Source organism: Oscillibacter acetigenes, assembly GCF_025567605.1.
Taxonomy (GTDB): Bacteria; Bacillota; Clostridia; order Oscillospirales; family Oscillospiraceae; genus Oscillibacter; species Oscillibacter welbionis.
This window is the reverse complement of the sequence record NZ_JAOQKG010000003.1, coordinates 134,466-159,084: the sequence shown is the minus strand read 5'-3', so window position 1 is coordinate 159,084 and position 24,619 is coordinate 134,466. Positions and strand designations below refer to the sequence as shown.

Genomic DNA, 24,619 nt, shown 5'->3' with positions numbered 1-24,619 from the left:
CCTGGGGCAGCGCCTCATCGGAGAAGTTCCCCGCAAAGGCCCGCATCCCAAAGCTGGTGCCCGCCAGATACACTGCGTCCGCGCCATAGAGCACGGCCATTTTCAGCCGCTCCATGTCCCCCGCCGGGGCCAGCAGCTCCGGCTTGTCCCGCTTAACCGCCATAGGAGCTGCTGTTGACGAACGCGTTGTGTTCCGCCAGCGTGGTGGAGAAGTGGTGCTTGCCGTCCGTGCCCAGGGCGTAGTAATAGTAGTCCGTGCTGTTGGGGTTCAGCGCCGCGTCGATGGAGGCCAGGCCCGGGTTGGAGATGGGCGTGGGGGGCAGGCCCGCGTTCTGGTACAGGTTGTAGGGGGAGTCGGTCTGCATGTCCGCGCTGGTGATGGGGCCGGTGTGGTCCGGCAGCGCATAGAGCAGAGAGGCGTCGATCTGCAGCAGGCCGTAGGTCCCCTGCTTGTTGCCGGAGCCCTCCAGCCGGTTGTAAATGACAGAGGCGATGTTGGCCTGATCCGTGCCGTCGGTCTCCTCCTCGATCAGGGAGGCGATGGTGATGATCTCCTGCAGGGAGTAGCTGGACTCCTCCACCTGGGTCATCCGCTCCTCGTCCATGCGGCTGACAAAGTTGCGGATCAGCCGGTCCAGGGCGTCCTCGGCGTTATGGCCCACATAGAACTCATAGGTGTCCGGGAAGAGGAAGCCCTCCAGTCGGCTCAGGTCCTCGGATTCGTTGTCGATGAAGTCGTAGTCAAAATCGCCGGTCTGGGCGGCCTCGGTCAGGGCCTCCTCCGTGTTGACGCCCTTTTCCGCCAGCAGGGCGATGGTCTGGCGGACGGTGTAGCCCTCCGGAATGGTGACGGTCACCGTCTCCGCGCTCAGGTTGCCGGAGGAGCTGCGCATCCCCGCGATCAGGGCGTGGTAGTCCATGTCGGTGTTCAGCTCATAGGTGCCGATGCCCACCTCTTCGCTGGCGCCGGTGACGGCCGCGAACAGGCGGAAGAACCACTTGTAGCGGATCAGTCCGGCGTCCTGCAGCTTTTCCGCGATGCTGCCCATGTCGTCATCCGCGGTGATCTCAATGGTGATCTTGGTGGTGGAGGGGATGTCCCGGCTGAAAGCACACAGGTCGCTGGCCAGCAGCCAGCCCACGCCAGCCAGGATGGCCGAGGCCACCAGCACGCACAGGATATACAGGACCGGGTTGATCCGGCGGCGCTTGCGCCGCCGCCGCTGCGGCTGCTGGGACGGATTGCCCTGGCTCCTCCCCGTATGGCCCGCCTGGCTGCGGCGCACCTGGGACGCGTCCCAGCTGGCGGTATCGCCGTTTTTGTAATCAGACATAGGAACCTCCATTTTCTCGCCCCGGCGGTGCGCCGCCGGAAACGTCCCGGGATGGGGAAGAAATCTTCCCCTCCCTGCAATTTTTTTCAGCGGCCAGGCTCCCTTTGGAAGCCGGGCGCATAGAATGTCTCAAAGCGAGGTGACAATCATGTGCTTCAACAACGGAAACAACAATTGTTCCTGCCTGTGGCTCATCATCATCGTCGTGCTGATCTGCTGCTGCTGTGGCAGCGGGAACGCCCTCGGCGGCAATAGCTGCGGCTGTGGCTGCGGCTGCGGGTGCGGCAACGACGGCTGCAACAACGGCTGCTGCTGACGGCTGCGGAGAAAATGGGGCGTGTTCGTCCCATTTTCTTTGCTCCCGTCGGGGACAGCCCCTAGTTCAGCAGCGGCTCCACCCGAGAGAGCACCTCCCGGCGGATGTCCTCCATTGTCCGGGGCGCGTCCCCGGCGGCGCAGTCGATCACCGACCAGCCCAGATCCCGGGCAATCTCGCGGGCGCCCTCCCGGCAGCGGCGGAGATAAGCCCCGTCCTGCTCGTGAATGTCCGCAGCGGTGGCGGTCGCCTGCTCCCGATGCCGGAGCATCTTCTCAGACACCTCTGTGGGCAGATCCAGGTACAGCACCAGGTCCGGCGCGGGCAGGCCCATGCGGCCGTATTCCAGGTCGAAGAGCCAGTCCAGAAATGCCTGCCGCTCCCCTTCCGGGAGCTTGGATGCCTGGTGGACGGCGTTGGAGGTGGTGTACCGGTTGGCCACCACGATGCCGCCTTCCTCATAGAACCCGCCCCAGTCCTCCTTGTAGGAGGCGAAGCGGTCCACGGCGTACAGCACCGACGCGGCGTAGGCGTTCACGTCCCCGGGCCTGTTGCCCAGGGCTCCGTGGAGGTAGAGGTTCGCCGGTTCGGCAAAGGGGTTGCCATACCGGGGAAAGTCGATCTCCCGATATGCGATGCCCCGCTGGGCCAGGGTCTCGCACAGGAGCTTTGCCTGGGTGGCCTTGCCGGAGCCGTCCGTGCCCTCGAATACAATCAGTTTTCCGCTCATCTGTGTCTCTTCTCCTGCTTGACATGGATTAAAAACAGCGGCAGCTTCATCATCCGGCCGATGCGGCGGGGCTCCTTGCACAGGCGGTAGAACCACTCCAGCCCGTGGTCGGTCCAGAATTTTGGGGCCCGCTCCACCACGCCGGCGAATACGTCCAGACTGCCCCCCAGGCCGCACAACAGCCGGGCGCCTGTGGCGGTGCCGTTCTTCGCCATCCACTTCTCCTGCTTGGGGGCGCCCAGGCAGACGAACACCACGTCCGCGCCGCTTTGGCGGATGGCCGCTACCACCGGGCCGTCCTCCTTGAAATAGCCGTCGTGGGTGCCGGCGATCCGCAGCCCCGGATGGGCCGCGGCCAGCTTCGCTCCCGCCTGCTCCGCAACACCGGGCTTGGCGCCCAGGAGGTAGAGGGACTTCCCTTCCTCCGCCAGTTTATCCATCAAATGGGTCGCGAATTCAACGCCCGGCGTCCTTTCCTTCAGAGGCGTCCCCAGCATGGCCGCGCCCTTGATGACGCCGATGCCGTCCGGCAGCACCAGATCCGCGCCGTTCACCGCGGCCCTGGCCCCGCTGTCCTCCCGGCAGACCTCCACGATCTCCGGATTGGGGGTCACCACATAGTGGGGGCCCGGACTGCGGACCAGCTCCATCCCCCGCTCCACGGCCTCTGTCATGGTCAGGTTGTCAAAGCCGACGCCCAGCACGTCGATGCGCATGAAATCACCTCGCTACATACTCATACAGGATAGCAGTATACCACAAGCCGCCGCGTTTGTCCAACCAAAAATCAACAGGGACGCCAAAAACCGGCGTCCCTGCTGAACGATTCAGTTTTCCGGCGCCGGTACCGCCTGCTTTTTCCGGAAGTCCGGCAGCTGGGCCAGCACCACCGCCGCCAGCATCAGCACGCAGCCCAGGTACTCCTTCCCACTCATCCGGTCCCCTAGGATCAGCGCCCCGGCGACGGTGGCGAACACGGACTCCAGACTCAGCAGCAGGGACACCACCGTGGGGTTGGAGTCCTTCTGCGCCAGGATCTGGAGGGTGTATCCCACGCCGCTGGAGAAGATGCCCACATACAGGACAGGCCCGATACAGGCCAGCAGCCCCGCCCAGTCAGGCGTCTCCATCACCAGCATCAGCCCGGCAGAGAGCACCGCCATCACCAGGAACTGTACGCAGGACAGGGCCACCCCGTCCACCTTCCGGGTAAAGTGGTCGATCAGCAGGATGTGTCCGGCGAAGCAGAAGGAGCACAGCAGCACGTACCAGTCCCCCTCCGTGATGGAAAAGGACTCCTGCACGCACAGCAGATACAATCCCACCACCGCCAGCGCCACACTGAGCCAGATCGCCCGGGGCGCCTTTTGCCGGAGGAAAATCCCCGCAATGGGCACGATGACAATATAGAGGGCCGTGATGAACCCCGCCTTGCCGGAGGTGGTGGTCTCCAGCCCCATCTGCTGGAGGTTGGTGCCCATTGTCAGGACCACGCCGCAGCAGATACCGCCGATGGCCAGATCCCGCCAGGAACCGGGCCGGGCCTGGGCCTCCTCCTGAAAATCCCGCCGCCGCAGGCAGCGGAACACCAGACACAGCACCAGCAGAAACACAAAGGCCACCGCGCTTCTGGCGGCGGTGAAGGTGAAGGGACCCACATGGTCGGCGGCCACGCTCTGGGCCACGAAGGCGGTGCCCCAGATCAGAGCCGCCAGCACGGGGAATACATTTTGACGGATGTGGTTGACTTTCATCAGACTTGCTCCTCACCAGGATCTATGCTATACTTTTGCAAACTCCCGTAGATTTGATGTCCGGGATCAAAAGCCGCGAACAAATAAAAATTTTAACACAACGGGGCGGAAATGGCAAGACCCGGTTCCTCCCCGAGAAAAGGAGGCGGCCCATGCTGCTGTTTGACATGGACGGGACGCTGATCGACTCCAACGGCGTCTGGAAAAACGTGGACCGGGAATTTCTGGCCCGGCGGGGCATTGCGTACACCCACGCCTATTACGAGGGCGTAGCCCATATCATCCTTCCCCTGGCCGCCAAGTTCACCAAGGAGTACTGCCGCCTCACGGAGTCCTGCGAGGAGATCATTGCCGAGTGGATGGAGATGGCCAGGGACGCCTATGCCCATGTCACGGTGAAGCCCGGCGTCCGGGCGTATTTAAAGCAGTGCCGGGCAGAGGGCCGCCGGATGGCGGTGGTGACCTCCAGCGTGCCGGAGCACTGCCGCACCGCCCTGACCCACCTGGACCTGATGAAGTACTTTGAGGGTGTCACTCTGGCCCACGACCTGGGGTTGGAGAAAAAGGACCCGGCCCTGTGGCGTGCCGCCGCAGAGCACTACGGCGTGGCACCGGAGGACTGCACGGTGTTCGATGACAGCCTCTCCGCCTGCAAGGGCGCCAGGGCTGCAAAGATGCGGGTGGTGGGCGTTTACGACGGTTTCTTCGCCCAGGACGAGGCGGCCATGCGGGGATTTTGCGACGTGTATATCCGGAGCTTTGAGGAGCTGCTGCTCCCGCCCCGGCAGGCACTCCGCCCATGAGCGGCCTGCCTGAGGCCCTGGAGACGGCGCGGGAGGCCGGAGAGGTGCTCTCCGCCGCGGTCCTTTCCCAGGAAAACGCCGAGGGGCTGGACGGCTCCGGCCTAGACTTCCGGGACTGCCGGTTCCAGTCCTGCCGCCTGCGGAACTGCGATTTCACCGGCGCAGCCTTTTACGGCTGCACCTTCACCGGATGTCTCCTGGAGAACTGCCGCCTCTCCGCCACCTATTGGAAGGACTGCCGCCTCTCCGGCTGCAAATGGGACGGCGCGGACCTGCGCCGCTCCCGGTGGAAGGACAGCGTTCTGGAGGAGACTCTGCTTCGTTATGTCAACTTTTCCGGCGGCGTCTGGGAGCGTATTTCCGTGAAGGGATGTGACTTCACAGAGTCTACGCTCTCAGAGATGCGGCTGAAAAAAGCTGCCATGGAGAAGACGGACCTGACCGGGGCGGAGCTGTTTCGCACCAGCCTTGCCGGCATGGACCTGACGGCCTGCACCCTGGACCGGATCGTGCTGTCGGAGACCTGCCGGGAGCTGAAGGGCGCCGTCATCAACGCCGCCCAGGCCGCGGTGGTGGCCCGGATTCTGGGCATCCGGGTGGAGCCGTAGGGGGGTGCATCTGTCCAGCCGCAGGCATGGCTGATCCCCGTGCAATGGACCGGATCTCCCACCCCCGATCACACACAAAACACCAGGGCCCGCCGAAAACGGCGGGCCCTCTGCTGTTCAGATTGCTTTCTGCTGGCCGATCACGTCCCGGCACCAGGCAAACAGCCGGTCCGTGAGGGCTGTCAGGTCCTCCCGGCACTCCCCTGCTTTCAGGGCCTGGGCAGTTTGCAGAATCTCCAGGTCCTGCCCGGTCAGGTGCTGTTCCAGGTCTGATCTCCGGCGGCAGTAGAGCCCCTGCTCTACATACAGCTTGGCCTGCAGCAGGAACACGGCGGCCTTGCAGGCCTCCGCCACCGCCTCCCGGCTTCTGCCGTGGAGAAAGTTGTGGCAGCACAGGTGATACAGTCCGCAGGCCCCCTGATGGAGGGCCCGGCGGGCGTCCCCTGGCTCCTCCGGCGGCAGCAGGTCCGCAAGGCGTCCGCACCAGTCGGTGGTGTCCCGGCGGAACTGGAACAGCTCCCCCCGGTCCCAGGCCGCCAGCTCCGCCGTACCGGAGACGAAGCCGCACAGCTTGTCCCGGTCCGGCAGGTCCTTCACGGCTGCCCGATAGGTCTCCAGGTCTTGCAGAGAGCAGCTGTCCAGAATGCACACCACGTCGATGTCGCTGTCCGGTCCGGCTTCTCCCCTGCCCCGGCTGCCCTGGAGGCCGATGTACCGCACCCGGTCCCCAAAGGCGGCCCGGACGGCCCCGCAGTATTGCTTCATCCAGTTTTCGATCTCCATCATCACAGTTTCCTCATGTGGGCTCCCGCGGATTTCAGCATCAGCTTCTTTTTGCCCACGGTGTCAAAGGCCACTTCCGCCAGGGCGTCGCCGCCCATGGGCCGGACAGAGAGCACCATGCCCTTCCCGAAGGCGGTATGCTCCACCATGTCCCCCTGCTGTAATTGCAGCAGAGGCGCCGCCGGGGCGGCGTTCTTCCGGGTGGAGGACGCCTGCTGGACAGAGGCCAGGGGCCGCTGGGGCGCCTGGGCCGGGGCCCGGTAGCTGTGGACGCCGCCGCTGCTCCAGGAGCCGCCGGCGCGGGCGGGGGAGCTGCCCCAGCCGTCCTCGTACCGGTCGCCGCCGAAGGTGCCGTCGTGCTCCATACCGCCGAAACGGGGCTCCGGCTTGCTCTCCCAGCGCATGTTCTCCTCCGGGATCTCTTCCAGGAACCGGGAAGCCCGGTTGGCGCTGGTACGGCCGTACAGCATCCGCTGCCGGCAGTTGGTGAGGGTCAGCTTCTCCTTGGCCCGGGTCATGGCCACGTAGCAGAGCCGCCGCTCCTCCTCCAGCTCCTCCTGGTCGTACTGGGCGGAGGCGCCGGGGAAGATCCCCTCCTCCATCCCCACCACGTACACCACCGGGAACTCCAGCCCCTTGGCGGAGTGAATGGTCATCATGGTGACGCAGTCGTCGCTGGCCTCCACGCTGTCCAGATCTGTGTACAGGGCAATCTCGTTCAGGAAGCCGGAGAGGGTGGCGTCCTCCGGCTGCTGCTCCAGGAAGCCCAGGATGTTGGATTTCAGCTCCTGAACGTTCTCGATGCGGCCCCGGCTCTCCATGTCGTTCTTCTCCTCCAGGGCCTTTACATAGCCGGTCTGGTCGCAGACGGCGTCGTAGAACTCCGGCAGGGCCAGCTCCGTGCCCGCCCGCCGCAGGCCGTCGATCAGGTCCGCGAACTTCAGCAGCTTGGCGGAAGACGCTTTCAGCTCCGGGAACAGGTCCGCGTTGCGGATGATCTCATACAGCGACGCCCCCTGGCTCTCCGCCAAGGCGCCCACCTTGTCCAATGTAGTGGCGCCGATGCCCCGGGGCGGGTTGTTGATGATCCGCCGCAGCCGCAGGTCGTCCAGGGGGTTGTTCAGCACGCACAGATAGGCCAGCATGTCCTTGACCTCCGCCCGGTCGAAGAACTTCATGCCCCCCACTACTTTATAGGGGATGCCGTTGCGCTTCATGGCGTATTCCAGGGCGTTGGACTGGGCGTTCATCCGGTAGAGGACCGCCGTGTCCCGGAAGTTCCTGCCCCGGTTCACCCCCATCAGGATGTCCCCGGCCACGTAGTTGGCCTCGTCGCTCTCGTTGAAGGTGGTCTTGACCGTCACCACATCGCCCCCGCCGTTGTCGGTCCAGAGGGTCTTGCCCTTGCGGCCCTGGTTGTTCTGGATGACGGCGTTGGCCGCATCCAGAATGTTCTGGGTAGAGCGGTAGTTCTGCTCCAGGCGAATGGTCCGGGCGGTGGGGTACTGCTCTTCGAAGTTCAGGATGTTTTCGATGTTGGCCCCCCGGAAGCGGTAGATGGACTGGTCGTCATCGCCCACCACACAGAGGTTTTTGTACCCCCCCGCCAGGAGGCTTGTCAGCAGATACTGTAAGTGGTTGGTGTCCTGGTACTCGTCCACCAGCACGTAGCGGAACTTGCGCTGGTAGTAGTCCAGCACCGACCGCTCCTGCTGCAGTAGTGTTACCGTGTGAAAGATGATGTCGTCAAAGTCCAGGGCATTGGCGGTGCGGAGCTTCTTCGCATAGGCGGCATAGATCTTGGCGATGCGGGTCATCTTCCAGTCCCCCGCCGCCTCGTACCGCTTGGCAAAGTCCTCCGGCGTCTCATACTGGTCCTTGGAGTGGCTGATGGCGGCCAGGACGCTCCGGGGCGGGAAGGTCTTCTCCTCCAGGTTCAGCTCCTTCAGAATGTCCTTGATGACCCGCTTGGAGTCGTCGGTGTCGTAGATGGTGAAGTCCTTGTCGAACCCCAGCCGGTCGATGTCCCGCCGCAGGATGCGCACACAGGCGGAGTGGAAGGTGGAGGCCCAGATGTCGTTGGCCTCCGGCCCCAGCCGGGCGGCCAGCCGGTCCTTCAGCTCCCCTGCCGCCTTGTTGGTGAAGGTGATGGCGATGATCTCCCAGGGCTTGGGCGCGTCCAGGGCGCAGAGCCGCCGGGCCCGGCGGACGTCCTCCTCCGTGGGCCGGGCGGGGAAGCTCTCCAGAAATTGAAGATCCTCTTCCGTGGCCCAGGCCGGCACCTCTTCCGAATCGCTTCCCCGGCCGTAGGTGAGCAGGTTGTACACCCGCTGGATCAGCACCGTGGTCTTGCCGCTGCCGGCGCCCGCCAGCAGCAGCAGCGGACCCTCCGTGGTCATGGCAGCCTGGCGCTGCATGGGGTTCAGCCTGGATAAGTCCTGGGCGATGACCGCCCGGCGGGCGGCGATGTAGCGTTGTTTGAAGTCTTCCATAAGTCCACCGTTCTCCATCCGTCTCAAAAGTCTCGGCCCCTATTTTACGGCAAAATCCCCTTCCGGTCAAGGCGGGAAACGGCTGTTGCCGGTTTGCCGCTTTTGTTACCAATTTGAGGTTGACAAATGTCTACCTATTTGATATGGTCCAATCAGAAGACCAGGTAGACACTCGTATACCATGGAGGTGAGACTATGCAGGTGAACCTGTCCGACAGCGAGTGGAAGCTGATGAACCGGCTATGGGAGCAGTCCCCCCGGACCATCATGGAGTTGACGGCCTCCCTGAAGGAGGACACAGGCTGGAGCAAGAACACGGTGATCACCATGCTCGCCCGGCTGGAAGCCAAGGGGGCCGTCCGGCACGAGGAGGGCGGCCGGGCCAAGCGGTACTTCCCCGCGGTGGACCGCGAGGACGCCGCGGCGGCGGAGACGGAGAGCTTCCTCTCCCGGGTCTACGGCGGCAGCCTGGGCCTGATGATGAGCGCCATGGTGGAGAGCCGCCAGCTGACGGAGGCGGACATCGCGGAGCTGTCCGCTATTTTGGAACGAGCGGGAGGCGAGGAACATGCGTGAGATCCTGTTGACATCTTCCGTGCTGATCCTGGCGGTCCTGCTGTTGCGGCGGGCCTTCCGGGACCGGATTTCCCGCCGGGCCCAGTATGTCCTGTGGGCGCTGGTGCTGGTGCGGCTGCTGGTGCCGGTGAGCCTGCCGGGAGCGGACTTCTCCGTCCTGTCGGCGGCGGAGCCGGTGGGCCGGACAGTGACGGAACGGCTGGAACAGCGGGAAATTTACAGAGTGCCGCTGGCCCCCTCTCCCATGGGGACAGCGCCCCAGGTCACATCCCCCGCACCTCAGATAGAGGGAGGCGGCTCCCCCTCGGGGGAGGCGGCCGCGCCCTCCGGCGGGGAGGAAGCCTTTTCTTACCCGGTCATCCGGGAGCGGGTGGTGACGGCGGCGGACCTGCTGACGGTCCTCTGGCTGATCGGCATCGCCGCCATGGCGGTGTGGTTTCTGGTGACCAACCTGCGCTTCTGGCAAAAGCTCCGGAGGACGAGGGCGCCCTATGCCGCGGAGAACTGCAGGTATCCCGTCTATCTGGTGGAGGCAGGTCTCCCCTCCCCCTGCCTGTTCGGGCTGTTCCGGCCCGCCATTTATCTTACCCCCGCCGTTGTCACCTCTCCGGAGCGGCTGCGGCATGTGCTGGCCCATGAGACCGCCCACGCCCGCCATCTGGACCCGTTGTGGTCGCTGCTGCGGAGCGTGTGCCTCGCGGTGTACTGGTTCGACCCTCTGGTGTGGATCGCCGCCGCCGTCTCCAAGGCCGACGGGGAGCTGGCCTGCGACGAGGCCGCCATCCAGGCCCTGGGAGAGGGCGAACGCATCCCCTACGGCAAAACGCTGCTGTCCCTGATTCCGGTGCGGACGGGTCCCGGCTCTCCCCTGCTGTCCGCCACCACCATGACGGCAGATAAGCGGCAGCTGAAGGACCGGATCACCCGCATCGCCCAGGGACAACAGACCCGGGCAGCGGCTTTGTTTCTGGTTCTGGCGCTGGCAGCGGGCGTCTGCGCCGTCACCTTCACCGGGGCCAAGGCGGATGGGGAAACCGGCGGTGTCCGCTCCCTCACCGGCGACGAGCTGGCGTATTTTAATGAGGAGTTCTTCAATCAGGAGGGTACTTACAGCATCCGCAACCAATTTTTGAACTCCCTGTACGAGAAGCCGGAGGACATCGACCTCTTTGAGCTGTTCTATTGCGGCACGGGGATCGACGCGCCTATGACCGATGAGGAGCTGCGGCAGGTGGGCAGCTTTGACACCGCAGGGGAGCTGATCTGCCCTGTGGACAAGATGTCCGTGGAGGCCATCAACCAGGTGCTGCTGGAGAACACCGGCCTCACGCTGGAGGAGACGGGGCGGATCGGGATGGACTACTTCCAGTACCTCCCGGAGTATGATGCCTACTATCACAGCCACGGGGATACCAACTACTTCTCGGGCGTCAACATCACTGCCGGGGAGCGGGTGGGCGATACCATCCGGCTCTACTACGACGACACGTTCCATGTTGACGGCTGGAAGTGCGTGACACTGGAAGAACAGGCCGACGGCTCCTACTGGTTTGTCTCCAACCAGCCCAGTGAGCGGCCCGCCATCCCTACCGTGTACCCGGAGGGGGAGCCGGTGCTGACCATTCCGCTGACAGACCTCACACCCTATGAGCCGGAGACCATGGAGGCCATTCGGCACCGGAATGACTGCGCCGAGCGTGGCACTGGCTATATCATGCACACCGAGGACGGCGATGAACTCTCTGTCCGCACCTATCTCTCCACCGACGGCAATCTCTACGCCGCCGTGATTTATGACGAGGCGGCGGGCCGGGACGGGATGCGCACATGGGATGTGGGCTGCTTCTTCACCTTCCCGGAGCATAACACGCTGAGTTACAGCGATTCCGGCGGCTACGCCGTCTCCATGGACTCCTTCTCCGATCTGTTCGGCCATGATGGGCTGGTCATCCGTTACTCCGGCGAGCTGGACGAACATACAGGCGCCACCTTCCACGACTATTACTATTTCGACACCGAGGGAAATCCCGTCCTCCTGGCCCGGGTCTACGGTGACACCGCCCAGTTCGACCTGGATGGCAACGGCGCAGACGAGTTGTGTGCCTCTTCGGCAAACACCGCACAGATCTTTTTCCAGCGGGATGGGCGGATCTATGAGGCGGACATCGACGAGGATTTGAAACAGGCTTGGCCGGACGCGGAGTACTTGAGCTTCAACCGTTGGGACGTGAGCCGCCGGAATCTGGCCCTGTGGGCATTCGTCCCCATTCCCGACAGTCCCCAGGACGGCACCGCCGACCGGTGGCTGTACTTTGATGGAGAAAACCTGCTGGTGTACCGGGACGGCCGTGCCACGGCGGACCACTTGATGGAGGGCGCGGAAGCGCCGGAGGACGTAATGGCGGTCCTGCGGGACTACGTGCAGGAGCAGTACACCGGCGACCATGAGGGGTTGCTGTTCGTGGAGGGCGGCGACTTTGTCCCCGCCCCGCTGGAATATGACGACTGGCGGATTGAGTCCATCGAGGGCCCCTCCTATGTATCCGTGGGCGGCCTGGATTTTGCCATCTGGAGCATGAACTATGAACTGCACACCACCACGCCGGAGAGCGTCATTTTGGCCGGCGGAACGTACATGACCGAGGACTGCTGGGTCAGCCCCGGTTACCCCGGGTGTGACTACTTCTACTTCCAACTGGACGAGGGCGGAACCCGCACCTATCTGTATCACCGCATGGAGAACGACTGCGTCCCCGGAACAGAGCTGTTTTTCTCAGGCATGGCCTACCAGCTCCGGGAGATGGGGCTGCTGTCCTTCTATGACCTGACGGGGCGGGAGCTGCTGGATATCAGCTGCAGTCAGCCAGTCCACTTCTTCAACACGCTGTCGGAGACGAACCTCTCGGAGCAGTCCCAGGCCCTTGCCGCCATGGCGGCCTGTGTCGCCGCCGGAGACGATCCCGGCACTCAGGAGATCTATGACAGCATTGCCCATTATATGGAAATCTTCTCCGATGATCTGACAGACGGCGGTCGGGCCGCGTGGCAGGCGCTCCAGTCTGCCCTGTCCATCTGGACAGCGGCGGGAGATGGCACGGTCTATGAGAGCGGCGGCCTCTCCCTGTGGGTGCCGGAGGGCTGGGCAGACATGGCGGCGGTCACCGCTGAGGACGCTGTCTGGTTCGGAGAATCTGTGCCGGGGTTCGACGTCTATGAGCGACTTGCCCACATATCAAATCCCGATACAGGTCTGGTCTGGAATGTCCGGGCCCTCACCCGTGCCCAGTTCCAGGCCGCCTTTGGGGACGCGGACTGGTCGGAGATTTTAGGGGCTTCCAGCTATGTGATCGGCTCTGACGACGCCTACATCTATCTGCTCTCCACCCCCACGGACGTGCAGTTCCTGGTGGAGGACCCCACCAGTATGGCCCAGTATGAGCTGCTGCGGAATCAGTCCCAGACGGTAATCGAGGGCTTCTTCTTCCGCAACGGTATCACCCCCAACCCGGACTGCCCGGACGCCGACGGGTGCTATGTGGGCCCCGAAGCTTCGGGGCGGCCGGAGGTGAACGAGGCGGCCAAGGCTGCTGTTCAGGCGGCGATGGACGGGATTTTGGCCCCCGGTGCCTTCTCCCTGACCCTCTCCCCCGCCCCTGGTGGGTCCGGCGGCGGAAGCTATATACTGCCGCTGGATATGGCGGCGGCCATCTCCCGGATGCCGGAGAATTTCCTCTGGTACCCCGCGGAGGCGGGCTCGCCCCCGGCGGGCCTGGCCTCCCTGACCCTCACCGCAGAGGACGGCAGCGCCGCCCTCCAGTGCTGGGAGGGCAGCTCCCTGGTCCGCTGCACCCGGAGCGGCGTGACACAGTGGTTCTACGCCCCGCCGGTGACGGCGGACGCAGTCTTCAACGGCACGGTCTTTGCAGCCTTGCGCCAGATTTATGACGAAGTAGAATGGGAGGCCCTGCGGGAGGGCATCATCATCCCGGACCGGGGACAGAGCCATCTGGAGATCGCCCAGGCCTGGGCCGATGCGGATACGCAGCCCGCCCTGGAGGTCACAGACGGCAGCATCTTCGCCTGCACCTATGTGCGGACTGTGGCCGATGTGGATAGCTGGGCAGATATGCCGGAGACCTCCTATCCGGAGCAATCGGAGGGGCACGAGCGGTTCTGGTTCTCCTACCGGCGCATCTTTGTACCGGAGAATGAGGCGGCCCGCAGCTGGCAGATGGCCGGCAACACCGTGGAGTACGACGGCAGGTACGGCGAGGCCCCGGAGGGCGCCTATGAGAATTTCCAGGTGGGGGTCCTCTACCTGACGGATGAGGGCTGGCGGTGCGACGGCACCGGCACCGGCCCGTGAATTCGGATCAAAAAAGAGAGCGGCCGAAACTCCGGCCGCTCTTTTCTGCGCTCACTGGGCCAGGAACACCAGGTTCCGGTCCGTGATGAAGTTGGGGATACTATACACGACGCAGATGGCGTCGATGCCGTTCTCCGCCGCGTACTGGGCGGGGGGCATCCGGTAATACCGCGGGTCCAGCAGGTGGACCTCGGCAAAGCTCTGGGCCAGGAAGGGTGCCAGGGCGTCGGAGTAGGAATCCCGGATCAGCAGGAGCTTGCCGCCGTCTCGGGCGTTCTCATTCTGGATGACGCACAGGGGTTGGTTGCCGCCCAGGAAGGAGGCGTATTTGTCCTTCTCGGTCAAATAGCTCCGGTCGTACAGTATGCCGGGTTCCGGAGAGCCGGTGCGCCAGGAGGTGACCATGAGGCCGTCCTCTTTGACCCAGAATTCCATGGTGTCCGGCGTCAGCCAGTGGATGCCGGACTGGGAGTACAGCGTGCCATTGAAGCTGGTACTGGCAATCTCTGGTGTAAAGCTTTCCTGCTTTAATGATTCTCTTCCCAGGACTTCCAGCAGAGCATTGGCCCCATAGAAGGCCCCGAGGGACGTCCAGTGGTGGTCTGTGCGGTAGAAGATGGGCTCGTCGGCGTGAGCGGTCAGGGCGGCGGAGAAGTCGATCATGGGCAGCCCCAGGCCCGCCGCCTGGGAGAGGTAAGCGTTCTGGTCCCAGGACTCCGCGCCCTCCGGCAGTTTGTCCCGCCACACCTCCGCCGCGGAGGGGATCAGCCCCAGATACATGGGGATGTCCGACTTCTCCGCCAGCTGGGAGACGTAATTCAGGTTCGCCTTCTCCAGGCCGTCCGCAGGGGCGTCCACCTTGGAGATCAATGTTTCGCCTTCACAGAGATAGATGTTGTTGAACAGCCGTTTGCCGATCAGCTGCTCCGTCCGGGCCTTCAGGCCCGTCCACTGGTCCCGCAGGGGAAACTGGTCCTGGACGTAGGCCTCCACGTCCTCCATATAGCTGCCGTCCAGCACGCTGGACAGAGTCAGTGCCGGCCGCTGCTGGAGGGTGCGGTTCTCCACGTCGGACCGCTCCCGGTCCGGCAGGAGCATCTGCCACACCATCAGCCCCCCCAGAAAGAGGCAGAACACCGCTGTGAGAAATCTTGCGTATCGTTTGGACAAGGTCTCTGCCTCCTCTCAGAACCGGAAATACAGGAAGGGGTTGTAGCTGCCGTCCACCAGATAGGCCGTGCAGACCACCAGGGAAAGGCCCATGAGCACCGGGGTGGCCAGCTGTTCTGCCTGCCGGGGCAGCTTCGCCCACAGCCGCTGGCCCAGAGCGGTGGAAGCCAGCACCAGTACCGCCAGTGTCACGGCGTAGCTCCGCAGCCGGAACAGGTCCGCCCCGCTCCAGAGCGGCGCACCGCCGAAACAGGCGGCAAGGTAGTCCCCGCACACGCCCAGGTCCACCATGGCAAAGAGGCCCCAGCCCACGAACACCACGATGAGGGTGTAGAGGTGCTTGAGGATCGCCGGGGTCTTCTCCAGTACGCCCCGAAGGACGTACCGCTCCAAGATCAGCCAGGCGGCGAAGTACAGTCCCCACAGGATGAAATTCCAGCTGGCCCCGTGCCAGAAGCCCGTGCAGAACCAGACGATCAGGAGGTTCCGGATGGTCCTGGCGGTGCCGCCCCGGTTGCCTCCCAGGGGGATATACAAATAGTCCCGGAACCAGGAGGTCAGGGACATGTGCCACCGCCGCCAGAAGGTGCCCACGGAGTCGGCGCAGTAGGGGTGGTCAAAGTTCTCGTTGAACCGGAAGCCGAAGATCCGCCCCAGGCCGATGGCCATGTCGGAGTAGCCGGAGAAATCGAAGTAGATCTGGAAGCCATAGGCGGCGAGGCCCAGCCAGCCCCCCAGCACCGTCAGCGTCCCGGCCCCCTGAGCGGCGAGGCAGTCCTCCCACAGGGCGCCGATGGAGTTGGCCAGCAGCACCTTCTTGGCAAGTCCCACGCAGAACCGCCGGGCCCCCAGAGCGAAGTTCTCCGACGTGTGGAGCCGGTGCCGCAGGTCCGCTGCCACCGTTTTGTACTGGACGATGGGTCCGGCGATCAGCTGGGGGAACATGGTGACGAAGGCGCCGAAGTCCACCATGTTGCGCTGGACCGGTGCGTCCTTCCGGTACACGTCGATGGTATAGCTCATGGTCTGGAAGGTATAGAAAGAGATGCCGATGGGCAGCGGGATGCCCAGCTGGGGCAGATCAATGCCCGGGATCAGGGACAGATTGGCTGCGATGAAGTCCCAGTACTTGAAAAAGCCCAGCAGAGCCAGGTTGAAGATCACCGACTGGGCCACGAACCACCGGGCCTTTTTGTCATCACTGCGGAACTTCTCCACCAGCAGACCGTGGGTGTAGTCGATGATGATGGAGAGGAACATGATGACAATGTACACCGGTTCTCCCCAGCCGTAGAAGAGCAGGCTCACCACCAGCAGCACGAAGTTCCGCCACCTCAGCGGCGAGAGAAAGTACACCAGCAGCGTCAGCGGCAGGTAGAGAAATAAAAATGTCAGGCTGCTGAAGACCACCGGCGCCCCTCCCCTCTTCTCCGTTTCACACAGCCAGCCGCGGCGGTGCCGCGGCTGGCTGCCTCCTTACGCAAAGAGCGCATTGAACTGCTCCGCGATCTCCTCCTGATGGTCTGCCGTGGCAATCATGGCCACATAGGTTCCATTCTGGACTACCTGTGCGTTGGACCAGGTCTCCATGGACTCCGGGTACCAGGCGCCGCCCTCTGCCTGGGCGTCCACCCGGTCCTGCAGGATGGAGGCGGCGGTGGCAGCGTCCTCCTCCGTCCCGCACTCCGCCAGCACGATCTCATTCACCACGGCGCTGATCATAGGGGCTTTGGCGATCAGCTGCTTGGTGGCCACATCGGCCAGGCCGGGATAGGAGCCCTCCAGCATGTCGCCCTCCAAGTTCATCATCATGATGTCCTCTTCGCCGCTGGAGGCGGCGTCCTCCGCCCAGCCGTACTCCTCCGCCAGGGTGTTGTAAAAGGCCGTCAGATCCACAGTCTTGTCCGTAGTCTTGCCGCCGCAGGCGGTCAGCAGGCCCATCGTCAGCAGCGCCGACAGCGCCAGGGTCAAAAATTTCTTCATGGTGTATTGATTTCCTTTCTGAATGTTCTCGGGGAATACAGACGGACCTCTCCGCTGAAAAGTTCCCTCTCACCGCCAGTATTTCCAATTTTTTTTCTTTTACCATCCCATCCGCCCTGCCCTTGCAATTCTCCGCCGGAGGCGGTATCATGGCTCTATCACAAGGAAAAAGGCGGGAGATCACAATGTACAGTTTCCGAAACGATTACAGCGAGGGCGCCCATCCCAAGGTCCTCCAGGCCCTGGCGGACACCAACCTCCGGCAGACCGTGGGCTACGGCATGGATCCCTGCTGCCAAGCCGCGGCGGATACCATCCGCCGCCTCTGCGCCGCGCCGGATGCGGCGGTTCACTTCCTGGTGGGCGGGACGCAGGTGAACCTCGTTACCATCGACGCGTTTCTGCAGTCCTATGAGGCGGTGGTTGCCGCCCAGACCGGCCACGTCAGCACCCATGAGACCGGCGCCATCGAGGCCACCGGACACAAGGTCTGCACCGTGGAGAGTCCCGACGGCAAGCTGACCCCAGCCCTGGTCGAGTCCGTTCTGGCGGGCCACAACGGCACGGAGCACATGGTGCTGCCCCGAATGGTGTACATCTCCGACACCACGGAGATCGGCACGGTCTACACCCGGGCGGAGCTGGCCGCCCTGCGGCAGTGCTGCGATGTTCACGGCCTGTTCCTCTATCTGGACGGCGCCCGGCTGGGCTCCGCCCTCACCTCCCCCGACAACGACCTGACATTGCCGGACCTGGCCGCCCTCACCCACGCCTTCACCATCGGCGGCACGAAAAACGGCGCCCTCTTCGGGGAGGCGCTGGTGCTCACCCGTCCCATGCCTCACTTCCGCTGGCACATGAAGCAGCGGGGCGCCGTGCTGGCCAAGGGCCGGCTGCTGGGACTCCAGTTCCAGGCCCTGCTGGAGGACGGGCTCTACTTCGACCTGGCCCGCCGCGCCAACGAGCTGGCCTTCCGGCTCCGGGACGGCGTCGCGGCCCTGGGATATCCCTTCCCGGTGGCCTCCCCCTCCAATCAGCAGTTCCCGGTACTGCCCAATGAGACGGTGGCAAAGCTCCAGGAGATGGGCTATGAATTTGAGACCGACCACCCGGTGGATGCGAACCACACCTGCATCCGTCTGGTGACCAGCTGGGCCACGCCGGAGACGGCGGTGGAGGACTTCCTCAGGGACCTGGCCGGGTGCTGAACATCCAAGGGACCGCCAAACAGGCGGTCCCTTTTTGTGTGGTGCTTCCCGCTCTGCTGGCCCATGGGAGCTGTCAAACTCTCTCGTGCTTTTGTTCGATTTCTGCTTGACAGAAACGTTTGTTCGAGTTACAATGCAATTAGAACAAAAGTTCGATCAAGGAGGTTTTTTCCATGAGCGGCTGGACTTTCTTTTTTATTCTGGTAGGCGTGGTCTTTCTGACCTCTCAGCTCTTCCGGGTCATCGACGCCATCGAGCGTCCCAACCGGCGGCATGACCGGCGGCGGACAGCCCTGCGGTGAGATGGACGTTCTGGAAAAGCTCACCATCCTGACGGACGCGGCCAAATACGATGCGGCCTGCACCTCCAGCGGTGGGAACCGGAGGGCCAAGGCGGGGTATATCGGCAATACCACCTCCTCTATCGCCGGGTGCTGCCACTCCTTCTCCGCCGACGGGCGATGCGTGACCCTTTTGAAGGTGCTGATGACCAACCGGTGCGTGTATGACTGCAAATACTGCGTCAACCGCCGCAGCAATGAGGCGAAGCGGGCCATGTTCACCCCGGAGGAGCTGGCGGACCTCACCATCCAGTTCTACCGCCGGAACTACATCGAGGGGCTGTTCCTCTCCTCCGGCGTGTACCGCTCCCCGGACTATACCACGGAACTGATGATCCGGGCGCTGCGGATCTTGCGGGAAGAGTACCGCTTCAACGGCTACATCCACGCCAAGGCCATCCCCGGCACGGCTCCGGAGCTGGTGGAGCAGATGGGGTTCCTGGCGGACCGGCTCAGCGTCAATATCGAGCTGCCGTCAGAGGCGGGACTTCGGACCCTGGCCCCGGACAAGACGAAGCAGGCCATCCTGGCTCCCATGGGGCAGATTCGGGTGCGGGGACAGCAGAGCCGGGAGGAGCTGGTGAAGTACCGCCACGCCCCCAGGTTCGCCCCTGCCGGGCAGAGCACCCAGCTGATCGTGGGGGCCACGGCGGACACGGACTTCCACATCCTGCGGCTGACCCAGGGGCTGTATGACCGCTACCAACTCAAACGGGTGTTCTACTCCGCCTACGTGCCGGTGGTGGAGCACGCCCTGTTGCCCGCCAAGGACACGAAGCCGCCCCTGCTGCGGGAGCACCGGCTGTATCAGGCGGACTGGCTGCTGCGGTTTTACGGCTTCCGGGCGGAGGAGCTGCTGGATGCAAGCCATCCGGACTTCAACCCCCAGGTGGATCCCAAGTGCAGTTGGGCCCTCCGGCACCTGGACTTCTTCCCGGTGGAGGTGAACCGGGCGGACTACGAGGCCCTGCTGCGGATCCCCGGCGTGGGCGTGGTCTCCGCCAAGCGCATTCTGGTGTCCCGCCGGGCCCGGAAGCTGCGGATCGAGGATCTGCCCAAGCTGGGGGTGGTGATGAAGCGGGCCCAGTATTTTCTCACCGCCTCCGGCCGCATGGCAGACGGCCTGCGGTTCACACCGGACAGCCTGCTGCGGAATCTGATCGCGGCGGAGCGGCCCTCCCTGCCCCAACCGGAGCTGGAGCAGATGTCCCTGTTTGCCCCTGTGTGAGGGAGGTTCCCCATGACCGAGATGATTTATGAATACGACGGCAGCTTTGAGGGATTCCTCACCTGCATCTTTGAGAGCTACGCCCAAAAAGAAGTCCTCACCGCCATCAGCTGCGGTGAGGACATTCCATTCACGTTGTTCCCTGTGCGGACCGTCCTGACGGACCGGGACCACGCCGCACGGGTATATCGGAAGGTGGTCAAGCTGTCGCCGGAGGCGGCGGACCTGCTGCGCCGCGGCTTTCTCACCTGCCTGCCGGACCGGGAAATGCACCTGTACCGTCTGGTGGTGAAGCTGCTGGAGGAGGGGCCCCGGTTCCTCCGGGATCTGTCCGATGAGACGCTGTATCCCATTCTGCGGGCGGTGCGCCACCTGAACGGTGAGGTCCACCAGTACAAGGGCTTCGTCCGCTTCTCCGACCTGGGGGGCGTACTGGGGGGCGAAATCGAGCCGAAAAACCGGGTCCTGCCCCTGCTGCGCCGTCACTTCTGCGACCGCTACCGGAACGAACGGTTCTTCCTCTACGACCGTACCCACCAGGAGGCCCTGTTCTACGCCGAGGGCCGCTCTGCCGTCCGGCCCCTGGAGCACTTCCAGATGGCCCCGCCGGATGAGGCGGAGGCCCGCTACCGCCTGCTGTGGAAGCGATTCTACGACACCATCGCCATCCGGGAGCGGGAAAACCCCCGCTGCCGCATGACCCACATGCCCAAGCGGTACTGGGGCACCATGACGGAATTCCAGGGGGAAGCGCATTTCAGGGCGAGAGGAACTCCCGCAACCGTTTCAGGCCCCGGCGCTCCAGCCGGGATACCTGCACCTGAGACACCCCCAGGATCCGGGCAGTCTGTTCCTGGGTCAGTCCCTTGAAGTAGCGGAGAAGAATGGTCATCCGCTCCTTCTCCGGCAGCTGATCGATGGACTCCCGCAGGGCGATCCGCTCCACCATGCCCTCCTCCGGGGCGTCCGTGCCCAGCATCCCCTCCAGGGTGAGGCCGTCTGCGGTCTCCCGCTGGAGGGACTCCGGCGTGTCCGTGGCGATCTCCACCTGGGCGATCTCCTCCGGCGTCAGGCCGGAGGCCTCGGAGAGCTCGCTGAGCACCGGCTCCCGGCCCAGCTCCTGCCGCAGCCGCTCCCGAATGGTGTAAAGTGTTTGAGCCTGCTCCCGCATGGTGCGCCCCACTTTTACCGCGCCGTCGTCCCGGAGAAAGCGACGAATCTCCCCGGCGATTTTGGGCACGGCGTAGGTGGAGAAGCAGGTGCCGTAGTCAAAGTCGAATCCCTGCACCGCCTTCAGAAACCCCAGGCACCCCAGCTGGTACAGGTCCTCCGGGTCCACGCCCCGGCCGTAATACCGCCGCACCACGCTCCAGATCAGGCCGTTGTTCTCAATCACCGCCTGCTCGCAGGCATCCCGGTCCCCCTCCTGGGCCGCCCGCAGCAGCTCCAGCGTGGCGCTCATTTTGTGCCCTGCATCCGGGGTGCCAGCCGCTTGCGCATCACCACGGTGGTGCCCCGGCCCGGCGTGGAGCGGACCACCAGCCTGTCCATAAAGCTCTCCATAATGGTGAAGCCCATACCGCTGCGCTCCTCCCCGCCGGTGGTGAACATGGGCTGGCGGGCCTTCTCGATGTCCGGGATGCCCCTGCCGTGGTCCCGCACCGTCACCTCCAGCACCTGGTCCGGGCAGATGCGGACTTTCACCACCACCTGGCCGATGGAATCCGGATAGGCGTGGACGATGGCGTTGGTCACCGCCTCGCTGACGGCGGTCTTGATGTCCTCCAGCTCGTTGAGGGTGGGATCCATCTGGGCGGCGAAACAGGACACGGCTGCCCGGGCGAACCCCTCGTTGCTGCTGCGGCTGGGAAATGCCAGCGTGACTTCGTTGTTGGCCTTGGTCTTCATGGTATGTACTCCCCCTTTTATCGTATCGTCACCAGCCGGCCGATGCCGGCGGCATCCAGGACCCGCCGTGCCTGCTGAGGCACGTTCCGCACCAGCAGGCTCCCGTCCAGCAGCTGCATCCGCTGCTGGGCCCGCAGGATCAGCGCGATGCCGGAGCTGTCCATGAACGTCACGCCCGCCAGGTCCAGCACCAGTTTTTTCGGCAGCGCCGCGTCGATGGACAGCTCCAGCTCCCGGAGGGCGTTCCGGGCCCCGTGGTGGTCCAGCTCCCCCTTCATCTCCAGCAGCAGATTCCGGTCCGCGCTTGTGGCTTCGATCTCCATAAAGTTCCCTTCTTCCTTGTCGTTTGTGTACCAAGATACAGGGTACCCCGTTTTTCCTCCCATTATAAGGAAACGGCCCATTCTTTTTTGTCGGAATCACACCCCGCCGCAAAATCTTCCCATTTCTCCGCTTGCATCGGCACCTGCGGCGGGGTATCATGAAGGTATCTCAAGGGAAGGCAGGCATATACATGAAAATTTTGCTGATTAATGGCAGCTCCCGGCCCAACGGCTGCACCTACACAGCCCTGCGGGAGATTGCTGATACGCTGGAATCCGGCGGCGCGGAGACGGAAATCCTCTTTCTGGGCAGCGGCCCCGTCCGGGACTGCACCGCCTGCCGGACCTGTCAGAAGACGCCGGGCCGCTGCGTGTTCGATGACGATATGGTGAACCCAATCATTGAGAAGGCCCGGGAGGCGGACGGCTTCGTGTTCGGTACGCCGGTCTATTACGCCCACCCCTCCGGTCGCATCCTCTCCGTGCTGGACCGGGTGTTCTACGCCGGAAAAGACGCCTTCGCCCACAAGCCCGGCGCGGCTGTTGCCTCCGCCCGCAGGGCGGGCACTACGGCCTCTGTAGATGTGCTGGACAAATATTTCACCATCGCCCAGATGCCGGTAGTTTCCTCTACCTACTGGAACATGGTCCACGGCAACACGCCGGAGGAGGTGCGCCAGGACGCGAAGGGAATGCAGACCATGCGGAATTTGGCCCGAAACCTGCTCTGGATGGTCCAGTGCATCCAGGCGGGAAAGGCCGCTGGACTCCAGCCGCCCCAGGCGGAGAGCGAGGCCCGGACCAACTTCATCCGCTGAAGCGCGAAAGCCCCCGGAGGGGATTTCCCTCCGGGGGCTTTGCTGTATTTAGGGCTCTTTCATGTTTGCTCCCACACCATGGGCGTGTATCGGATGCCGTCCGGGGACAGCTGTTCCTCTGCCGTGGGAGAAAAGCCCAGATGGCGGTAGACCTCCACTGCATAGGGGGAGCTGTGAACCGTGATCCGCCCGCGGCCGCCCTCCGCCAGATATGCCTGGAACAGGAGGCGGCCGATGCCCTGGCGGTGAAACGCCGGGTCTACGAAAAACAGGGCGATGTGGCTCCCCTCCGCCGCCAGGACTCCCAGGAGCTCCTGCCCCTCCCAAGCGCCAAATAGTGTCAAGTGATTTACCTGTTCAATATCTGAAAGATAAGCACGAAATGCCTCCACGCCCTCCGGCGGATACTCCGGCGCCTCAAATTCAAGGAACACCCGCCAGCACAGGTCCATGGCCGCCGGAAGCTCGCCACCCTGTATGCGTCGAATCTCCATCGCACACCTCATTCCCCCAGAAGGGACCGTACCCGGTCCAGCGCCTCCGGCGCCGACGGCTTGATGCCGATCACGGGTACGGTCAGCCCTGCCGACTCCAGTGCCGCCCGGAGAGATGCGATAAACACGCCCCGGCCGGGCAGTTCCCGGTCCTGGTCCGAGGTGGTGTTCACCCCGCAGCAGGGGGAGCGGTCCATACCTACGATGCCCAGCACGGCAAATCCGTGCTTCTGGTACTCCCGAATCTGCCAAACCACCTGATCCGTCAGCTCCCGCAGCCGGGCAGATGCCTCCGGCTGGCCCATGGCCCGGCGGATGCGGGTGTTCTCTGCCTCCACTGGTCGTTCCCCTCCTTTGGGATCTCCCCGGTCCAGCCCCAGACAGCACAGCTCCGGGCACGGCATTTGAGCCACGCTTACCTGAGCATCCAGAATCAGCCGCAAAATCTCCCGGTGGGCGGCAGGCACCTCCGCCGTGCCGTCGGAAATGGCGTTCTGATTCAGCAGGCAGTGGGCCAGAAACACCACACGCCTGCTCCTTCCGTCGGTAAACATCCCGTCTCTCCTTTCATCGGCGGGGACTTCCCCTTTCTCAGCCTCTCAGACATCTCAGCGCAGACAGCCGGTGACGAACTTCAAGGGCACCTCCATCCGCGCGGCGATCTGCTCCGGCGTCATGCCCTGGTCCCGGAACCGACGGCAGACGGACTTCATATTCTCACCCACCTCAATGATGTGGCGGTCCGGGTCATAGAGCCGCACCACCCGCTGCCCCCAGCGATGCTCCAGGGGCGGGCGGACGTACACCACATCCGCGCACCCAACCAGGTGCGCCAGGAAGCCGTCGAAGTCGTCCTCCTCAAAGTAGACCTCGCTGTCATTTGCACCAAAGCGGATCTCCTCCGCCTCTTTTCCAAGGAAATCCGTCCAGGTATCCAGTGTTTGGAGGCACAGGCCGCCGGTGAGGGTCACGTTGGCACCGAAATCCATCACCACATGAAGCCCCAGGACCTCCCGGTAAAAGGTCTTGGACCGCTCCATGTCCCGGACTGCCAGCAGGGGATTTTTCAGCTTCACAAGATCAGCCCTTTCTTGAAACGGATTGTGCTGCCGGGCCTGACGGCCGTCTGGACAGCACCCTTGCTCTATGATAAAATTGAAAAAACCATACAGGGAGGATTCTGCGATGGCAATCACTGTCAATATCTATTACACGGGCAACCGCGGAGCTGCCCGGAAATTCGCAGAGGAGATGACCGTCAGCGGCGTCGTGGATGCGATCCGGGCAGAGGCAGGGAACCTGCGGTATGCCTATTTCTTCCCCATGGAGGACCCGGAGACTGTGCTGCTGATCGACAGCTGGCGAGATCAGCAGGCTTTGGACA

General features: G+C 63.8%; 26 protein-coding genes and 1 pseudogene. 11 read left to right on the top strand and 16 right to left on the bottom strand.

Translation table 11 applies throughout. The annotated features are described in order from the left end of the window. Positions 1–163 (bottom strand): annotated as a pseudogene (locus OCV80_RS07510) (U32 family peptidase); the annotation flags it as partial. Beyond that, positions 153–1,334 carry an endolytic transglycosylase MltG gene (mltG, locus tag OCV80_RS07505; RefSeq protein ID WP_119310963.1) on the bottom strand — a complete coding sequence of 394 codons (1,182 nt, stop codon included), beginning with the start codon at positions 1,332–1,334 and terminating at the stop codon, positions 153–155. The pseudogene OCV80_RS07510 and the gene mltG, both read right to left, overlap by 11 nt. A gap of 148 nt (positions 1,335–1,482) precedes the next feature. Here mltG and OCV80_RS07500 point away from each other — a divergent pair, with 148 nt between their 5' ends. Next, on the top strand, positions 1,483–1,650 hold the full coding sequence (locus OCV80_RS07500; protein WP_267288327.1) for a hypothetical protein: 168 nt from the start codon (positions 1,483–1,485) through the stop codon (positions 1,648–1,650). A 61-nt stretch (positions 1,651–1,711) separates the two neighbouring features. Here the strand turns inward: OCV80_RS07500 and OCV80_RS07495 are convergent, their stop codons facing one another. The 3 genes from OCV80_RS07495 to OCV80_RS07485 all read right to left on the bottom strand — a co-directional run bounded on the left by OCV80_RS07495 (position 1,712) and on the right by OCV80_RS07485 (position 4,134). Next, on the bottom strand, positions 1,712–2,380 hold the full coding sequence (locus tag OCV80_RS07495) for a dTMP kinase (RefSeq protein ID WP_136891748.1): 669 nt from the start codon (positions 2,378–2,380) through the stop codon (positions 1,712–1,714). Beyond that, positions 2,377–3,096 carry a WecB/TagA/CpsF family glycosyltransferase gene (locus tag OCV80_RS07490; protein ID WP_256264502.1) on the bottom strand — a complete coding sequence of 240 codons (720 nt, stop codon included), beginning with the start codon at positions 3,094–3,096 and terminating at the stop codon, positions 2,377–2,379. Before OCV80_RS07490 ends, OCV80_RS07495 begins: the two co-directional genes overlap by 4 nt. Positions 3,097–3,207: 111 nt before the next feature. Further along, the gene (locus OCV80_RS07485; protein WP_021750650.1) at positions 3,208–4,134 is read right to left on the bottom strand and encodes a DMT family transporter; all 927 of its coding nucleotides are present in this window, start codon (positions 4,132–4,134) and stop codon (positions 3,208–3,210) included. 152 nt (positions 4,135–4,286) lie between these two features. Between OCV80_RS07485 and OCV80_RS07480 the strand changes: the two genes are divergently transcribed. After that, the gene (locus tag OCV80_RS07480; RefSeq protein ID WP_267288326.1) at positions 4,287–4,937 is read left to right on the top strand and encodes an HAD family hydrolase; all 651 of its coding nucleotides are present in this window, start codon (positions 4,287–4,289) and stop codon (positions 4,935–4,937) included. Next, positions 4,934–5,545: a pentapeptide repeat-containing protein gene (locus OCV80_RS07475; protein ID WP_267288325.1), complete on the top strand. Its 612-nt coding sequence runs from the start codon at positions 4,934–4,936 to the stop codon at positions 5,543–5,545. Before OCV80_RS07480 ends, OCV80_RS07475 begins: the two co-directional genes overlap by 4 nt. A 117-nt stretch (positions 5,546–5,662) precedes the next feature. Here the strand turns inward: OCV80_RS07475 and OCV80_RS07470 are convergent, their stop codons facing one another. Together OCV80_RS07470 and OCV80_RS07465 are read right to left on the bottom strand one after the other, a co-directional pair. Further along, positions 5,663–6,331, bottom strand: coding sequence for a nucleotidyltransferase domain-containing protein (locus tag OCV80_RS07470; protein ID WP_267288324.1), 669 nt, complete (start codon positions 6,329–6,331; stop codon positions 5,663–5,665). After that, a complete protein-coding gene (locus OCV80_RS07465) occupies positions 6,331–8,820 on the bottom strand; it encodes an ATP-dependent helicase (protein WP_036631046.1) in 2,490 nt (829 codons plus the stop codon). Before OCV80_RS07465 ends, OCV80_RS07470 begins: the two co-directional genes overlap by 1 nt. A gap of 195 nt (positions 8,821–9,015) precedes the next feature. Here OCV80_RS07465 and OCV80_RS07460 point away from each other — a divergent pair, with 195 nt between their 5' ends. Together OCV80_RS07460 and OCV80_RS07455 are read left to right on the top strand one after the other, a co-directional pair. Then, the gene (locus OCV80_RS07460; protein WP_021750656.1) at positions 9,016–9,396 is read left to right on the top strand and encodes a BlaI/MecI/CopY family transcriptional regulator; all 381 of its coding nucleotides are present in this window, start codon (positions 9,016–9,018) and stop codon (positions 9,394–9,396) included. Beyond that, positions 9,389–13,762, top strand: a complete 4,374-nt coding sequence (locus OCV80_RS07455) for a M56 family metallopeptidase (RefSeq protein ID WP_267288323.1) — start codon at positions 9,389–9,391, stop codon at positions 13,760–13,762. The genes OCV80_RS07460 and OCV80_RS07455 overlap by 8 nt, the downstream gene beginning before the upstream one ends. Before the next feature lie 51 nt (positions 13,763–13,813). Here OCV80_RS07455 and OCV80_RS07450 read toward each other — a convergent pair whose 3' ends face one another. The 3 genes from OCV80_RS07450 to OCV80_RS07440 form a co-directional block, all read right to left on the bottom strand. Beyond that, positions 13,814–14,932: a DHHW family protein gene (locus OCV80_RS07450; RefSeq protein WP_119310967.1), complete on the bottom strand. Its 1,119-nt coding sequence runs from the start codon at positions 14,930–14,932 to the stop codon at positions 13,814–13,816. A 15-nt stretch (positions 14,933–14,947) separates the two neighbouring features. After that, on the bottom strand, positions 14,948–16,342 hold the full coding sequence (locus OCV80_RS07445) for an MBOAT family O-acyltransferase (RefSeq protein ID WP_021750660.1): 1,395 nt from the start codon (positions 16,340–16,342) through the stop codon (positions 14,948–14,950). Positions 16,343–16,408: 66 nt separating this feature from the next. Beyond that, complete coding sequence (locus OCV80_RS07440) at positions 16,409–16,915, bottom strand: DUF4358 domain-containing protein (RefSeq protein WP_021750661.1); 507 nt, start codon at positions 16,913–16,915, stop codon at positions 16,409–16,411. 185 nt (positions 16,916–17,100) lie between these two features. Here OCV80_RS07440 and OCV80_RS07435 point away from each other — a divergent pair, with 185 nt between their 5' ends. From OCV80_RS07435 to OCV80_RS07420, 4 genes are all read left to right on the top strand, one after another. Beyond that, on the top strand, positions 17,101–18,123 hold the full coding sequence (locus OCV80_RS07435) for a threonine aldolase family protein (protein WP_025544244.1): 1,023 nt from the start codon (positions 17,101–17,103) through the stop codon (positions 18,121–18,123). Positions 18,124–18,296: 173 nt separating this feature from the next. Further along, positions 18,297–18,425: a hypothetical protein gene (locus tag OCV80_RS07430; RefSeq protein ID WP_256264507.1), complete on the top strand. Its 129-nt coding sequence runs from the start codon at positions 18,297–18,299 to the stop codon at positions 18,423–18,425. 1 nt (position 18,426) lies between these two features. Further along, positions 18,427–19,692, top strand: a complete 1,266-nt coding sequence (locus OCV80_RS07425; RefSeq protein WP_025544243.1) for a putative DNA modification/repair radical SAM protein — start codon at positions 18,427–18,429, stop codon at positions 19,690–19,692. Positions 19,693–19,704: 12 nt separating this feature from the next. Continuing rightward, positions 19,705–20,562 carry a TIGR03915 family putative DNA repair protein gene (locus tag OCV80_RS07420; protein ID WP_136890631.1) on the top strand — a complete coding sequence of 286 codons (858 nt, stop codon included), beginning with the start codon at positions 19,705–19,707 and terminating at the stop codon, positions 20,560–20,562. Here the strand turns inward: OCV80_RS07420 and OCV80_RS07415 are convergent. The 3 genes from OCV80_RS07415 to OCV80_RS07405 are packed head-to-tail and all read right to left on the bottom strand — an operon-like array spanning position 20,450 to position 21,923. Then, positions 20,450–21,154 carry a sigma-70 family RNA polymerase sigma factor gene (locus OCV80_RS07415; protein WP_119310969.1) on the bottom strand — a complete coding sequence of 235 codons (705 nt, stop codon included), beginning with the start codon at positions 21,152–21,154 and terminating at the stop codon, positions 20,450–20,452. The two genes, OCV80_RS07420 and OCV80_RS07415, sit on opposite strands and share 113 nt — an antisense overlap. Then, entirely contained in the window at positions 21,151–21,600 is a 450-nt protein-coding gene (spoIIAB, locus tag OCV80_RS07410) for an anti-sigma F factor (protein WP_021750666.1), read from the bottom strand. Before spoIIAB ends, OCV80_RS07415 begins: the two co-directional genes overlap by 4 nt. 17 nt (positions 21,601–21,617) lie before the next feature. Beyond that, entirely contained in the window at positions 21,618–21,923 is a 306-nt protein-coding gene (locus OCV80_RS07405; protein ID WP_025544241.1) for an STAS domain-containing protein, read from the bottom strand. A gap of 191 nt (positions 21,924–22,114) precedes the next feature. Between OCV80_RS07405 and OCV80_RS07400 the strand changes: the two genes are divergently transcribed. Continuing rightward, the gene (locus tag OCV80_RS07400; protein WP_267288322.1) at positions 22,115–22,741 is read left to right on the top strand and encodes a flavodoxin family protein; all 627 of its coding nucleotides are present in this window, start codon (positions 22,115–22,117) and stop codon (positions 22,739–22,741) included. A 59-nt stretch (positions 22,742–22,800) separates the two neighbouring features. On the opposite strand, the gene OCV80_RS07395 is transcribed toward OCV80_RS07400, so the two are convergent. From OCV80_RS07395 to OCV80_RS07385, 3 genes are read right to left on the bottom strand one after another with little or no spacing between them, the layout of a single operon-like run. Further along, complete coding sequence (locus OCV80_RS07395) at positions 22,801–23,235, bottom strand: GNAT family N-acetyltransferase (protein WP_136890632.1); 435 nt, start codon at positions 23,233–23,235, stop codon at positions 22,801–22,803. A gap of 8 nt (positions 23,236–23,243) precedes the next feature. Further along, positions 23,244–23,789 carry a CD3072 family TudS-related putative desulfidase gene (locus tag OCV80_RS07390; RefSeq protein ID WP_119310971.1) on the bottom strand — a complete coding sequence of 182 codons (546 nt, stop codon included), beginning with the start codon at positions 23,787–23,789 and terminating at the stop codon, positions 23,244–23,246. A 54-nt stretch (positions 23,790–23,843) separates the two neighbouring features. Further along, positions 23,844–24,311 carry a VOC family protein gene (locus OCV80_RS07385; protein ID WP_136890633.1) on the bottom strand — a complete coding sequence of 156 codons (468 nt, stop codon included), beginning with the start codon at positions 24,309–24,311 and terminating at the stop codon, positions 23,844–23,846. A 109-nt stretch (positions 24,312–24,420) separates the two neighbouring features. On the opposite strand from OCV80_RS07385, the gene OCV80_RS07380 reads away from it, so the two are divergent. Continuing rightward, the coding region (locus tag OCV80_RS07380; protein WP_267288321.1) for an antibiotic biosynthesis monooxygenase family protein at positions 24,421–24,619 on the top strand (199 nt) is incomplete at its 3' end.

Bases quoted from the DNA above. Each gene is read 5' to 3' on its own strand.
- OCV80_RS07485 (WP_021750650.1), bottom strand. From the start codon at position 4,134: ATGAAAGTCAACCACATCCGTCAAAATGTATTCCCCGTGCTGGCGGCT.
- OCV80_RS07475 (WP_267288325.1), top strand. From the start codon at position 4,934: ATGAGCGGCCTGCCTGAGGCCCTGGAGACGGCGCGGGAGGCCGGAGAG.
- OCV80_RS07480 (WP_267288326.1), top strand. From the start codon at position 4,287: ATGCTGCTGTTTGACATGGACGGGACGCTGATCGACTCCAACGGCGTC.
- OCV80_RS07490 (WP_256264502.1), bottom strand. From the start codon at position 3,096: ATGCGCATCGACGTGCTGGGCGTCGGCTTTGACAACCTGACCATGACA.
- OCV80_RS07470 (WP_267288324.1), bottom strand. From the start codon at position 6,331: ATGATGGAGATCGAAAACTGGATGAAGCAATACTGCGGGGCCGTCCGG.
- OCV80_RS07440 (WP_021750661.1), bottom strand. From the start codon at position 16,915: ATGAAGAAATTTTTGACCCTGGCGCTGTCGGCGCTGCTGACGATGGGC.
- OCV80_RS07415 (WP_119310969.1), bottom strand. From the start codon at position 21,154: ATGAGCGCCACGCTGGAGCTGCTGCGGGCGGCCCAGGAGGGGGACCGG.
- OCV80_RS07390 (WP_119310971.1), bottom strand. From the start codon at position 23,789: ATGTTTACCGACGGAAGGAGCAGGCGTGTGGTGTTTCTGGCCCACTGC.
- OCV80_RS07495 (WP_136891748.1), bottom strand. From the start codon at position 2,380: ATGAGCGGAAAACTGATTGTATTCGAGGGCACGGACGGCTCCGGCAAG.
- OCV80_RS07455 (WP_267288323.1), top strand. From the start codon at position 9,389: ATGCGTGAGATCCTGTTGACATCTTCCGTGCTGATCCTGGCGGTCCTG.
- OCV80_RS07500 (WP_267288327.1), top strand. From the start codon at position 1,483: ATGTGCTTCAACAACGGAAACAACAATTGTTCCTGCCTGTGGCTCATC.
- OCV80_RS07465 (WP_036631046.1), bottom strand. From the start codon at position 8,820: ATGGAAGACTTCAAACAACGCTACATCGCCGCCCGCCGGGCGGTCATC.
- OCV80_RS07430 (WP_256264507.1), top strand. From the start codon at position 18,297: ATGAGCGGCTGGACTTTCTTTTTTATTCTGGTAGGCGTGGTCTTTCTG.
- OCV80_RS07395 (WP_136890632.1), bottom strand. From the start codon at position 23,235: ATGGAGATTCGACGCATACAGGGTGGCGAGCTTCCGGCGGCCATGGAC.
- OCV80_RS07460 (WP_021750656.1), top strand. From the start codon at position 9,016: ATGCAGGTGAACCTGTCCGACAGCGAGTGGAAGCTGATGAACCGGCTA.
- OCV80_RS07425 (WP_025544243.1), top strand. From the start codon at position 18,427: ATGGACGTTCTGGAAAAGCTCACCATCCTGACGGACGCGGCCAAATAC.
- OCV80_RS07405 (WP_025544241.1), bottom strand. From the start codon at position 21,923: ATGGAGATCGAAGCCACAAGCGCGGACCGGAATCTGCTGCTGGAGATG.
- OCV80_RS07400 (WP_267288322.1), top strand. From the start codon at position 22,115: ATGAAAATTTTGCTGATTAATGGCAGCTCCCGGCCCAACGGCTGCACC.
- mltG (WP_119310963.1), bottom strand. From the start codon at position 1,334: ATGTCTGATTACAAAAACGGCGATACCGCCAGCTGGGACGCGTCCCAG.
- OCV80_RS07420 (WP_136890631.1), top strand. From the start codon at position 19,705: ATGACCGAGATGATTTATGAATACGACGGCAGCTTTGAGGGATTCCTC.
- spoIIAB (WP_021750666.1), bottom strand. From the start codon at position 21,600: ATGAAGACCAAGGCCAACAACGAAGTCACGCTGGCATTTCCCAGCCGC.
- OCV80_RS07435 (WP_025544244.1), top strand. From the start codon at position 17,101: ATGTACAGTTTCCGAAACGATTACAGCGAGGGCGCCCATCCCAAGGTC.